Below are 12,610 nucleotides of genomic sequence, written 5' to 3' on the forward strand. Positions count from 1 at the left end.
TCGTCGGTGGCCTGCTGGGCGGCGACCTGCTCGGCGGCGTGCTGGGCGAAGACGGCCTGGTCGGCAGCCTGCTCGGCGGCGACGCGCTCGGTGGCGATCTGCTCAGCGGCGTGGTCGGCGAAGGCAGCATCGTCGACAGCGTGATCGACACGATCGCCGGCGAGGACGGTCTGGTCGGCAACCTGATCGACACGGTCGCCGGCGATGGCGGCCTGGTCGGCGGTCTGCTGGGCGGCGACGCGCTCGGCGGCGACCTGCTCGGCGGCGTCCTCGGCGAGGACGGCCTCGTCGGCAACCTGCTCGGCACCGTCGCCGGCGCCGACGGCGGCCTGCTGGCCCCGGTGACCAGCCTGCTGTCGGGCAACGAGAGTGGCGGCGCCCTGGCGCCGGTGGACAACCTCCTGCGCGGCCTGCTGGGCTGATGCAGCCAGCGCGGCCGCATCCGCGGCCGCGCGCTCCCCCTCCTGCGAGACGCAACATGACAGATCACCACCGACTCCATCACCGCCTGGCACCCCTGCTGGCGCTGGCCGCCGTGGTCGCCGGCTGCGCCAGCGGCCGCCCGGGCCAGGACGACACGAGCTACTACTACTCCAACCGCCAGAGCCCGTCGACCGTGGCGCCGGTCGTGGCGCGCCCGGCGCCGATGCCGCGCGCGCCCGGTCCGCAGGGCGTGGCCCGCATCGTCTACTTCGACTTCGACCGCTTCGAGGTGAAGCCCGAGTACCGGGACGTGGTGCAGGCGCACGCCGACTACCTGCGCAGCCGGCCCCAGGCGCGCGTGGTGCTCGAAGGCCACACCGACTCGCGCGGTGGCCGCGAGTACAACCTCGCGCTGGGCCAGCGCCGCGCGGATGCGGTGGCGCAGCGCATGCGCCTGGGCGGCGCCAACGGCGCGCAGATCGACACCATGAGCTGGGGCATGGAGCGGCCCGCGTCCAACGAGCTCACCGAGGCCGGGCACCAGCTCAACCGCCGCGTCGAGTTCGTCTACCGCTGAGGTCGCCGCGGCCCATGTCCGCCCTGCCATCTCCTCCCGCCTTGGACGACCTGCCGGAAGGCAGGTCCGACGACGGCGCCGAGCGGACGCCGCTGAACCTGCAGCAGATGCTGCAGGCCTGCCGCGAGCGCATCGCCCCCGTCTGCACGGAGGTGCCGGCGCCCTTTCCGGCGTTCACGCTGATCTTCTCGGTGACCGACGGCCAGCGCCGCGCCCGCGTCACGCACGTGCGCGGCGACAGCTTCGACGACGCCTGGTCCGAGGGTGCCCGCCAAGTGCTGAAGGACGCCGGCGCGCGCGCCCTGGCCTCGCCCTGGCTGCGGGTGGACTGGGTGGAGGGCGTGAGCAAGCTGGCCTGGGGCCAGTTCGAGGCCCACCTGAAGAACGTCAAGCGCAACTACTTCCGCCTCGGCCTGGCGCTGGACGCCGGCTTCGACCGCCTGCTGACCGAGCAGGAGCTCAACGCCAACGCCATGCTCTACGCCGGCCCGCAGGTGGCGAGCGCGCAGTTCAACAAGAACAACTTCGAGATCTACCTGCGCACGCGCTTCCCGCACGAGCCCACGGCGGACTTCGACGCCGCGCGCGAGGTCTACCTGCTCGCCACCGCCGGCGTGTTCTGCCAGGACGACGGCGTGGTGCACCGGCTGGCCGGCCCCGGGCTGGACGCCGGCCGCCGCCAGATGCCGGCGCTCACCGCCCGCAGCACGCTGGCGCTGGTGGCCGGCGGCAGCGGGCACCTGGCGCGGCAGGTGCAGCCCAGCGGCCAGTTCGTCTACGGCCTGTTCCCCTGCTTCGACCGCCGCATCCCCGGCTACAACACGCTGCGCCACGCCAGCTCGCTCTACGCGATGCTGGAGGCCTGGGAGCTCACGCGCGACGCGGCGCTGATGCAGGCCATCGAGCGCAGCCTGGCCTTCATGTGCGGGCAGCTCATCCGCGAGCGCGTGCTGCCCGACGGCACCCACGCCGCCTTCCTGGTGGACGTGGCCGACGAGATCAAGCTGGGCGGCTGCGCCGTCTGCCTGCTGGCGCTGGCCAAGCACGCCGAGGCCACCGGCAGCCGCGAGTGGCTGGCGCTGATGGAGCGGCTGGCGCAGGGCATCGGCTTCATGCAGGACCGCGCCAGCGGCCGCTTCGTCCACGTGCTCCACGCGCACGACCTGTCGGTCAAGCAGGCCTCGCGCATCGTCTACTACGACGGCGAGGCCGCCTTCGGCCTGATGCGGCTGTACGCGCTGACGCGCGACCCCCGCTGGCTGCTCATGGTGGAGCAGGCCTTCGAGCACTTCATCGCCAGCCAGCACTGGCAGGCGCACGACCACTGGCTGAGCTACTGCGTGAACGAGCTGACGCGCTGGCGGCCGCGCGAGAAGTACTTCCGCTTCGGCATCCAGAACGTCGCCGGCTACCTGGACTTCGTGCTCGACCGCAAGACCACCTTCCCCACGCTGCTGGAGCTGATGCTGGCCGCGCACCAGATGCTCGAACGGCTGCAGGAGCTGCCCGAGCTGCGCCACCTGCTGGACGAGGTGGACCTGGACAAGTTCCATCGCGCGCTGGACTTCCGCGCGCACTACCTGCTCAACGGCGTGTTCTGGCCCGAGCTGGCGATGTACTTTCGGCGACCGGCCTCCGTGGCCGGCGCCTTCTTCATCCGGCATCACTCGTTCCGCGTGCGCATCGACGACGTGGAGCACTACCTGTCCGGCTTCGTCGGCTACCACCGGCTGCTGGTGGCGCGCGAGGCGGCGACCCACGACGACGCCGTCGCCGGCGGTCAATGGAGCGCCGAGGAGCTGGCGCAGGCCACCGGCGGCCGGTGGGTCGTGCCGCCGCCGCCGGGCTGGCGCGCCTCGGGCGTGGCGCCGCGCCTGTCGGCGCAGCGCAGCCACGTGCTGTGCGTGGAAGACGCCGCCCGCAGCGGCCGCGGCGCGCTGGTGCGCTCGCTGCAGAGCGCGCTGCGGCCGGCCGCCGCCATCCTGTGCAGCGATGCCGCACCCCACCTGCACCGCGGCACCCCGCTGCTGCAGGTGGACGACGTGGCCCGGGCGATGCTGGCGCTGGGCGCGCGGGCGCGGGCGCGCTACGAAGGCCCGGTGGCCGGCATCGTCAGCGCCGGCGAGCCCAGCCGCCTGGCGGCCCTGCTCGCTGGAGCGCTGGGCATGCTGGGTCCGGTGGCCCAGCCCGAGGGCAACACGCGCACGCCCAAGGGCACCGCCTGGAGCCTGTGCTGCATGCCGCGCTCGGCCGCGGCGTGGGTGGTCGACGTCGGCCGTTCGCCGCCGCCGGCGCTGATGCGGCTGCTGCAGCCCACGGTGCTGGTGCTGCCGCCGGCCGCCGCCGCACCCGGCGAAAGCGCCGACGAGCATGCGCGGGCGCGCGGCTCGCTGATGCGCGGGCTGCCGCCCGGCGTGCACCTGGCGGTGGCCGACCCGCGCGATGCGGCCGCACTGCATGCGGCAGGCCATGCCGGCCGTGTACTGACTTATGGCGAACATGCGAACGCGCAGGTGCGGCTGCTGGGCGTGCACCAGGGCGAGGTGCGGCTGCTGGTACTGGACATCCCGCTGCAACTGCATCTGAAGGCCGCCGGTCTGGGCGTCGGCATCGAGGTCGCCGCCGCGCTGGCGGCGGTGCTGGCCCTCGGGCTGGCACCGGCCGAGGCGCTGCGCGCGCTGGGCCGGTCGACGCAGGAAGACGAACTCGGCCCCTTCCACCGCATCCCGGTGGGCGACGGCGCCTTCCACCTGATCGACCAGAGCTACGACGCCAACCCCGCCTCGATGCGCGCCGCGCTGGCCCTGCTGGGCCAGGCGCCCTGCCCGCCGGCGCAGCGCGTGGCCCTGCTGGGCGACATGCAGGGCAGCGGCCACATGGGCCAGGCCCAGCACGAGGCGCTGGCGGAGCCGCTGCTGCAGGCGCAGCCCGACCGGGTGCTGCTGATCGGGCCGCTGATGCACTTCCTGCACCTGCGCATCCGCGGCCGCGTGCAGTCCCACTGGTTCGCCGACGTGGCGGCGCTCTCCGACGCGCTGGGCGACATGCTGCGCCCGGGCGACTGGGTGCTGGCCAAGGCGTCGCGGCCCATGCGCCTGGGCCGCCTCACCCGCGCACTGAAGACGCTGGCATGACGACCGACTCCATCGCAGGCCAGCTCGAACGCCTGGGCATCCTCGACGCCCGCGAGGAGCCGGACCCGGTCTGGTACCGCGTGCTGCGCTTCGTGTGCATCTGGCTGTACCTGATGCTGTTCTGCGCAGGCGCGGCGCTGCTGCTCACGCACATGGCCCGCCCGGCATCCGCCTCGGTATCCGCGCCGCCGGCAGCAGCGGTCGGATGCGGGGCGACGGCGTGCGCGGCGGAAGTGAAGACACAAGAGTAACTGCTTGTTAACATTTGTGTCCTCACCCTCCAACCCGATGAAGCCGAGCCCGTGCTGAAGTACCTGCTGCCCCGTCAACTCGCGGCGCCCTCGGCCAGCGCCGACGAAGCCCATCCGCATGCCGATGCCCTCGGGCGCGCCTTCGAGGGCTCCTTCGGGATGATCCGCTCGGCGGCGTGGTGGTCCATCCCGATCAGCCTGTCGGGCCTGCTGCCGTCGATCTTCCTGCTGCAGGTGTACGACCGGGTGATCTACCGCAACGGCACCTCCACGCTGTGGGCGCTGGTCAGCGGCATCCTGTGCTTCCTGGCGATCGAGTTCTGGCTGCGCACGCGCCGCTCGCGGCTGCTGCGCGACGCCGGCGCCACCATCGACCACGAGGTGTCCAACGCGCTGATGCGCTCGATGCTGGAGCGCCCGCTGCGCGCGCTGGAGGCGCGCCCCGCCTCCATGTGGTTCCTGCTGTTCCGCGACGTCGGCTCGGTGCGCGGCACCATCACCGGCGGGCTGGCGCAGTCGATCTTCGACCTGCCGATGGCGATCTTCGCGCTGGTGGTGATCGGCATCGTGGCGCTGCCGGTGCTGCCGGTGGTGATGGCCTTCCTCGGGGTGATGTCCTTCCTGGCCTGGTGGTGGGCCGACGAGGTGCGCGCCGGCCGCGTCGAGGAGGCGCAGCGCAGCCGCGGCCTGGAGCGCATGACGGCGGAGATCTGCAACGCCCGCGAGACGCTCAAGACGCAGGCCAACGACGGCCCGACGCTCGCGCGCTGGCGCGAGACCTACGACGCCTGGCTGGCCGAGAGCTTCCGCAAGAACGGCGAGATCGAGCGCGCGCGCGACGGCACCACGGTGCTGCTGACCATCTTCTCCACGGTGGTCATCACCGTCGGCGCCGTCGCCGTGATGCAGCAGTGGATGACGGTGGGCGGCCTGGTGGCCTCCAACATGCTGGCGCTCAAGGCGCTGCAGCCGGTGGCGGGGCTGGTGTCGAACTGGCGCGCGCTGGCCATCGCCTCCGAGGCGGCCAAGCGCCTGGAGAAGGTGCTGGGCGAGCCGGTGGAGAAGCCGCCGCTGGCGGTGCAGCTGCCGCAGCCGCGCGGCCTGCTCACCCTGCGCGGCATGGGCTTCGGCTTCAGCCCCGAGCTGGCGCCGGTGCTGGAGGACGTCGACCTGAGCATCGGCCCGGGCGGGCTGCACGCCATCGTCGGGCGCAACGGCGCCGGCAAGTCCACGCTGGTCAAGCTGCTGTCGGGGCTGTACGCGCCCACGCGCGGCACGGTGGAGATCGGCGAGTACGACCTCTCGCAGTTCGGCCGCGCCGAGCTGGCGAACTGGATCAGCTACCTGCCGCAGGAGGTGTACTGGTTCGCCGGCGAGCTGATGGACACGCTGCGCCGCTGCGCGCCCGGCCAGAACGACGAGCAGATCGTCGGCGCCTGCCGCCTGGCCGGCGCGCACGAGTTCATCTCGCGCCTGCCCGACGGCTACCGCACGCGGGTGGGCGAAGGCGGCACCGGCCTGTCGGTGGGCGAGCGGCGCAAGCTGGCGCTGGCGCTGAGCTTCCTGCGCAACCCCTCGGTGCTGATCCTGGACGAGCCGAGCAACGACCTGGACATCGCCAGCGAGCGGGCGCTGCTGGCCACGCTGCTGGCGGTGGCGCGCACGCGCACGGTGATCGTCGTCACCCACTCGCTGCGCATGGTGTCGGCCGCCAGCCACGTCTACCACGTGACGGGCCGCGGCGGCATCGAGCAGGGGCCGGCCTCGGTCATGGTGCCGCGGCTGTTCGGCGTGAAGAAGGCCACCGCCGTGGGCGAGGAGGAAGGCGCGCCGCAGGCCAGGCCCGAGATGGCCTCGATGGCCGTGCCCGCGGCCTGACGCGGCCGGCCCGCATCCGCCTGGAGGGAAACGAAGCGATGAAGAACGACCTGCCCCAGATCCTGCAGCACATCGCCGGCCAGGAGCCGCCGACGCCGGCGCCGCGCCGGTCGCGCCGCCGCTGGCTGCTCGGCGTCGCGGTCGCGCTGCTCGCCGCGATCGCGCTGGGCTATCCCATGGAGACGGTGGTGGTGGCGTCCGGCCGGGTCATCCCCTCCGACCGGGTCAAGTCCATCCAGCACCTGGAGGGCGGCATCGTGCGCGCCGTGGCCGTGCGCGAGGGCCAGCTGGTGCGCCAGGGCCAGCCGCTGGTGGAGATCGACCTGGGCGGCAGCAGCCTCAACCTGGAGGAGCTGACCGCGCGGCACGCCGCCATGCAGGCCACGCGCGTGCGCCTGGGCGCCGAAAGCCGCGGCGAGCCGCTGGCGCGCGAGCGCTTCGCCGAAGGCACGGACGAATCCGTGCTGCGCGGCGAGATGGGCGCCTACGAGGCGCGCGCGCTGGAGCAGCGCGGCGTGATGGCCGCCGCCGTCGCCAGCCTGGAGCAGGCGCGCAGCCGCCAGATGGAGCAGCACGCCAAGATCGCCGGGCTCAACGAGCGCCTCGCGCTCATGCAGACCGAGCTGAAGATTTCCGAGCAGTTGCTCAGCGAGAAGCTGATCGGCCAGCTCGAAGTGCTGGAGAAGCGGCGCCAGGCCGAGAGCGCACGCGCCGAGCTGGCGGTGGCGCGCCAGGGGCTGGTCTCGGCCGCCGCCGCCATCGGCGAGGCGCAGGCCAAGATGGCCGAGGCCGAGGGCAGCTTCCGCCGCCGCGCCTCGGACGAGCTGGCCACGGTGGAACGCCAGCTCTCCAGCCTGGCCGAGGACCTGGCGCGCGCACGCACGCAGCGCTCGCGCACCGTGGTCACGGCGCCGGCCGACGGCATCGTCAAGGGGCTGCGCAGCGCCAGCCCGGGCTGGGTGGTCAAGCCCGGCGAGACCATCCTGGAGGTCGTGCCCGACGAGGACGAGGTGATGGTCGAGGCGCGGCTGAGCCCCAACGACCGCGGCTTCGTGCACGCCGGCCAGCCGGCGCGCGTGAAGATCACCGCCTACGACTTCCTGCGCTACGGCACCGTGGACGGCAAGGTGGTGCTGGTCGCCGCCGACGCCGACCGCGACGCCACCCTGCCCACCGCGCCGCCCTACTACCGGCTGCTGGTGAACACGAAACAGTCGCACGTCGGCCGGCCCGAGAACCGCATCACCGCCGGCATGGAGGCCGAGGTGGACCTGCTCGTGGGCACCGATCCCTTCATCTGGTACATGCTGCGGCCGGTGCTGAAGCTGCAGCGCGAAGCCTTCCGCGAGCCATGATCCGTCGCATCCTTCCCGGCACCCTGCTCGCCCTGGCGGCGATGGCCGACGCCGCCTGGGCCGCCGCGCCCGCCGCCCTGCCCGGCGCGGCGCTGACGCCGGCGCGCCGCCTCGCGGCCCCGTCGCTGGGCGCCAACGGCTATGCCGCGCGCGTGAAGGAGGCGCTTCGCACGCTGGCCCACGACCATCCCGAGGTGCTGTCCGCGCAGGCCGCCGCCGCCACCAGCGGCTTCGAGGTGGAGTCCGCCAAGCAGGCGCGCTACCCGCGCTTCAAGGTCGGCAGCGCCTCGGGCAGCTACGACAGCGGCGCGGACGGCGCCTCCTCCCGGAACTACCAGCTCATCACCGCCGAGGCGCGGATGAGCCTGATCGACGGCGGCGCCATCAGCGCGCGCGTGCGCGCCGCCGAGGCGGGCAGCCGGGCGCAGGACGAGGCGCTGTTCTCCACCTCGCAGAAGGTGGTGCTGGACGCCCTCACCGCCTACCTGCAGGTGCAGCGCTTCGACCTGCAGCGCGAGGTCGCGGCGCGCTCCACGCGCATCGTCGACGAACTCTCGCGCGCCGAGGAGCGGCGCGTGGCGCTGGGCGCCGCCGGCCAGAACGACCTGCGCATGGCCGCCGCGCGGCGCGCCAGCATCGCCGCGCGCGAATCCGACTTCGACGCGCAGCGCGGCGAGGCCATCGCCAAGTTCGAGAGCTACTTCGGCTTCCGGCCCGACCCGCGCCGGCTGCCCGCGCTGGCCGCGCTGCCGGCCTGGGCCGGCGGCAGCCAGGAGGAGGTGCTACGCCGCGCCGAGAGCCGCAGCACCGAGCTGGCCGAGGGCCGCAGCCGGGTGGCGCGCGCCGAGGCGCAGGTCGACCAGCAGGAGGCCAGCCTCTGGCCCACGGTGGAGGCCGTCGTCGTCAAGACCAAGGACCCGCGCGGCGTCTCCCCTTCCGAGCCGACGCGGGCGGCGCTGGAGCTGAACTGGAACTTCGGCAGCGGCTTCGACCGGCAGCTGCGCGTGAAGTCGGCGCTGGCGGAGGTGGACAACCAGCAGGCCAAGCTGGAAGGCGCGCGGCGCAGCCTGTTCGAGGCCACGCTGTCGGCCTGGGGCCGCACCCAGGCCGGCCGCGAGCGCGAGCGCCAGCTGCAGGCCGCCGTGCAGGAGTCGGGCGAGGCCTTCCGCGGCCGCCGCCGGCTGCTGGAGTTCGGGCGCGAGACGCTGCCCAACGTGCTCGACGCCCAGCTCGACTACTACACGCTGGTGCAGGACTACATCGACGCCGTGTTCGACCTGCGCATCTCGGAGTTCCGCCTGGCGCGCGCCACCGGCGAGCTGCGCATCGAGAGCGGTGCGCCCAGCGCGTGGGTGGACCGCATCTTCGGCCCGGCGCGCGGCCCGCTGCTGGACGGCGACGGCGTGCTGGGCACGGGCTGCATCGCCGCCGCGGCGCCCTGCCGCGGCGGGCCGCAGCGCGGCCCCGGCGAAGGCGCCCAGGCGCTCGTGCTGCGCGGCGCCCGGCAGCTCGGCCAGCGCTGAGCACGGACCCGCCTCCTCAACCGTCCTCGGGGATGCTCGGCTCGCCGTCGAGGATCTGGTACTTGCGCATCTTCTCCCACAGCACCTTGCGGCTGATACCCAGGTGCTGCGCGGCGTCCTGGCGGCGCCAGTCGTTGATCTCCAGCGCCTCGATGATGCGGTTGCGCTCCGAGCTGTTCCAGCCGCGCCGGTCGCCGATGGCCTCGGTCTGCGGCGCCGGCCCGTCGGTGCGGATGCGCGCCAGGGCCAGGGCGCGCTCGATGTGCGCGCGGTCCCAGCCGCCGGTCTGGCGCGCGATCACGCCGATGCGCTCGCCCAGGTTGCGCAGCTGGCGCACGTTGCCGGGGAAGGCGGTGGCGGCCACCGCGTCCGTCAGCCAGTGCGGCAGCTCGCCCAGGTCGGGCGCTGCATCGCCCAGCACCTCGGCCAGGATGGAGCGGAACAGCGCCACCTTGTCGGTCTCGCCGCGCTCCTGCAGGTTGGGCACGTACAGCTCGATCACCGCCAGGCGGTAGAACAGGTCGGCGCGGAAGTCGCCGGCCGCCACCATCTCGCGCAGGTTGCGGTTGCTCGCCGCCACCAGCCGGAAGTCCACCCGCACCGGATTGGCCGAACCCAGGCGCACCACGGCGCGGTCTTCCAGCACCCGCAGCAGCTTGACCTGCTGGTAGCGCGGCAGGTCGCCGATCTCGTCGAGGAACAGGGTGCCGCCGGTGGCCTGCTCGAAGTAGCCCCTGTGCGACGCCACGGCGCCGGTGAACGAGCCCTTGGCGTGGCCGAAGAACAGCGACTCGAACAGCCCGTCGGGGATGGCGCCGCAGTTCACCGCGATGAAGGCGCCCTTGCCGTAGGCCTGGTGGCCGCGGTGCAGCAGCTGCGCCACGCGCTCCTTGCCGACGCCGGTGTCGCCGCGCAGGAGCACGGCATGGTCGCAGTCGGCGAAGGTCTTCACTTCCGACAGCAGCGCCTTCATCGCCTCGGAGTGGGCAACCAGCTCGTCGGGGCCCGGCAGCTCGGCCACGCGCGTGCGCAGCTGCCGCACCAGCTTGGCGATCATGGTGCGCAGCTCGGCGCAGGTGAAGTCGTAGGGCAGGACGTGCCGGTAGTCGGGCGGGTAGGAGGCCGAGTCGCGCTCGCGCGAGGCGCTGGCCACCCACACCACCGGCGTGCCCTGCAGCGACTCGGTGGTCAGCGAGAAGCCGCTGCTGTCCATGGCCGACACGCTGATGACGGCCACCGCCGCGCGGCCCGCGTCGCGCTCCATGCCCAGGGCCATGCCGTCGGCGCGCACCACCTCCACGTCGAAGCTCGACATGCAGCGCGCCACGCGCTCGACGATGTCCGCCTTGCCCTCCCAGACGTAGATGTCGAGCTGTTCGAAGGAATCGGGAGATCGCATGGACGCCAACGGGCAGCACCCCGTCAGTACACGAGCTGCGGCTCGCCGCAGGACAGGGATTGATGATGGATGTCACTGTAGCCGAGCTGTACGCCGAGCAGGCCGAGCAGCGGCTGGACGACGCTGTCAAGCACGTCCAGCAGCGGCGCCAGCAAGTAGGTGTTGACGCGGTCGAGTATCTTGGTGAGTTCCCCGGCGTCCAGACACAAGAAGCTCAACGTGCACACCTGCAGCCGAAGCCCGCGGCCCAGGCCGCCAACGGCGCTAGACAGCACGCCGCCCACCGCGTTGGAACTGCTGCGCTGAATGTCGTCCTCGTTGCCGATCACGCCGTCGAATTCCAGGGTGGCTGCCGTTCCCGGCGGCACCTGGGCCGACAGGGGCACGCGCGCCTTCACGTCCAGGAGACTGATGCCCAGCGCCGACACCTTGCCCACGGTCGCCGGCTCGCCGCAGTTAACCGGTGCGGAGGTGTTGCGCATCTGCGCATCGCTGACGTCGGCGATGCACACGTTGGCCAGTCCAGGACTGGCGCCGATGAGCGCCCGTGATTCAGTCCGCGTAGCCGCGCACTGGATATCGCTCAGCCAGGCATCGCCCGGCGCGACCTCCAGGTAGACCGGCAGGTTCAGCGCCTTGATATCCACCAGGTTCCCGACCACCGGAATGGCGGCAGTGTCCAGCACGCTCGCCTGCAGCAGCAGGCGCACGGTGGCCGAATGCGCCTGCGTCTTCCATTGGCCGTTCTCGTCGCGCCCCGCCTCGCCGATGGCGATGGAAGGCGGCTCGACGATGACCAGCTTGGTCGCCGCCGTCGCCAGCGGCGGCAGTTGCAGGCCGCCCGCCAGGTGGACCAGGTTCGATCCGTTGGCCACCTGCGCCGCTACCATCAGCAGCTCCAGCACGTTCACGTCAGCCGTGCCTGCGGCCTCGGGGTTCGTGGTGGTCACGTTCAGCAGATCGCCGACCGTGACGGTCAGGGCGTCCAGGCCCAGGGCCGCCAGCCGGTTCAGCGCCGTCACGGCCACGGCATCGTCAGGCCCCAGCGCGCTGGCCATCAATGCCAGCAGCTGGCCGACGCCCAGGCGGGTGTCGAGCAGTTCCTGCACCGTGCCCACCGAAGGCGCCAGCGCCACCAGATCGAGCAGCCGGACGTGCGCGTTCGCCAGGCCCTGGTAGCTGGCCAGGTCCAGCGCGACATTCGCATTCAGCAGCGCGCCGAGCAACTGGTTCACCGCCCCTGCGTTCAGGGCGGCCAGGCCGGTGCCCAGGGAGAAGCCCGCCGTGTTGCGCGCGGCGGCAGTCGCGGTGGCCGTCACGGTGCGCCAGCCGGCGCCCCACGAGAACGCGAAGAAGTACGGCACCTCGCGGCTGACCGTCACTCTCGCCGCGTTGAACGGCAGCGCGTCGGCCGCGAAGTGCTGTGGCGGCGACCCGGGGCCGCGGTCCAGCGCCGGGTTCCAGTTGCCGCACTGGATCGCCAGCTGATCGCCGGCATCGCGCACACCGTTGGCCCGTTCCAGTTGCGACGGCACCGCAGCGCGGCAGAAGTCCTCGCCGTTCGCGCGCGCCATGGCCGCCAGGTCGGCGATGCGCTGCACCTCGCGCTGCTGCCAGAACAGGTAGCCGACGTCGATCACCATCAGGCAGGTGACGGCCAGCAGCAGCCACAGCGCGCCCAGCACCGCGACGGCACCGCGCTGCACCGCACGACAGGCAGGGCTTCGCGCGGCCGCTGCGTTCATCGGCCGGCCATGCCCGATGCCTTCTCGCCCACGGAGGACTTGAAGTGCTCGGGTATCTCGTGTTCGAAGCTCTTGAGATAGCGCGCCCGGCTGCGCTGGGCCACCTCGCCCGGCACCGGGCGCGGCACCTCGGAGGCCATGCGCCCCTCGCGCTGCAGGGCCAGCAGGCGATGGGTCGCCTCGCCGACGTGGCGGGTGTACGGCGGCCCGGCCGGCGGGGCTTCGGCGGCGGTGGCATCGGCCGCCGCGGCGCCGGAAGACATCGCGGCCATGCAGGCCGCGCCCAGCGCGCAAACAAGATGTCGATGCAGTGGCAGGCGCATGT

Annotated in this window: 9 protein-coding genes and 1 pseudogene; 7 read left to right on the forward strand and 3 right to left on the reverse strand. The window is 72.9% G+C overall.

Going from position 1 to position 12,610, the window contains the following annotated elements; genetic code table 11:
• From Q392_RS33385 to Q392_RS10190, 7 genes and pseudogenes are all read left to right on the forward strand, one after another.
• Positions 1-422: pseudogene (locus tag Q392_RS33385) on the forward strand (collagen-like triple helix repeat-containing protein); the annotation flags it as partial.
• Between the two features lie 56 nt (positions 423-478).
• The gene (locus tag Q392_RS10165; protein ID WP_038205916.1) at positions 479-1,000 is read left to right on the forward strand and encodes an OmpA family protein; all 522 of its coding nucleotides are present in this window, start codon (positions 479-481) and stop codon (positions 998-1,000) included.
• Between the two features lie 14 nt (positions 1,001-1,014).
• On the forward strand, positions 1,015-4,134 hold the full coding sequence (locus Q392_RS10170) for a glutamate ligase domain-containing protein (protein WP_245610689.1): 3,120 nt from the start codon (positions 1,015-1,017) through the stop codon (positions 4,132-4,134).
• Positions 4,131-4,385, forward strand: coding sequence for a hypothetical protein (locus Q392_RS10175; protein WP_038205919.1), 255 nt, complete (start codon positions 4,131-4,133; stop codon positions 4,383-4,385). Before Q392_RS10170 ends, Q392_RS10175 begins: the two co-directional genes overlap by 4 nt.
• 51 nt (positions 4,386-4,436) lie before the next feature.
• Entirely contained in the window at positions 4,437-6,263 is a 1,827-nt protein-coding gene (locus Q392_RS10180) for a peptidase domain-containing ABC transporter (RefSeq protein ID WP_038205922.1), read from the forward strand.
• Between the two features lie 38 nt (positions 6,264-6,301).
• Positions 6,302-7,618: an HlyD family type I secretion periplasmic adaptor subunit gene (locus Q392_RS10185; RefSeq protein WP_038205925.1), complete on the forward strand. Its 1,317-nt coding sequence runs from the start codon at positions 6,302-6,304 to the stop codon at positions 7,616-7,618.
• Positions 7,615-9,141, forward strand: coding sequence for a TolC family protein (locus tag Q392_RS10190; protein ID WP_051953212.1), 1,527 nt, complete (start codon positions 7,615-7,617; stop codon positions 9,139-9,141). Before Q392_RS10185 ends, Q392_RS10190 begins: the two co-directional genes overlap by 4 nt.
• 16 nt (positions 9,142-9,157) lie before the next feature.
• Here Q392_RS10190 and Q392_RS10195 read toward each other — a convergent pair whose 3' ends face one another.
• Genes Q392_RS10195 through Q392_RS10205 form a run of 3 tightly spaced genes read right to left on the reverse strand, consistent with a single transcriptional unit; the run spans position 9,158 to position 12,608 of the window.
• Complete coding sequence (locus Q392_RS10195; RefSeq protein ID WP_038205928.1) at positions 9,158-10,540, reverse strand: sigma 54-interacting transcriptional regulator; 1,383 nt, start codon at positions 10,538-10,540, stop codon at positions 9,158-9,160.
• A gap of 23 nt (positions 10,541-10,563) precedes the next feature.
• On the reverse strand, positions 10,564-12,285 hold the full coding sequence (locus tag Q392_RS10200; protein WP_038205931.1) for a TadG family pilus assembly protein: 1,722 nt from the start codon (positions 12,283-12,285) through the stop codon (positions 10,564-10,566).
• Positions 12,282-12,608 carry a DUF3613 domain-containing protein gene (locus tag Q392_RS10205; protein WP_038205934.1) on the reverse strand — a complete coding sequence of 109 codons (327 nt, stop codon included), beginning with the start codon at positions 12,606-12,608 and terminating at the stop codon, positions 12,282-12,284. Before Q392_RS10205 ends, Q392_RS10200 begins: the two co-directional genes overlap by 4 nt.
• Between the last annotated feature and the right edge of the window lie 2 nt (positions 12,609-12,610).

Origin of the sequence: Xenophilus azovorans DSM 13620 (assembly GCF_000745855.1) — a bacterium.
GTDB lineage: Bacteria > Pseudomonadota > Gammaproteobacteria > Burkholderiales > Burkholderiaceae_C > Xenophilus > Xenophilus azovorans.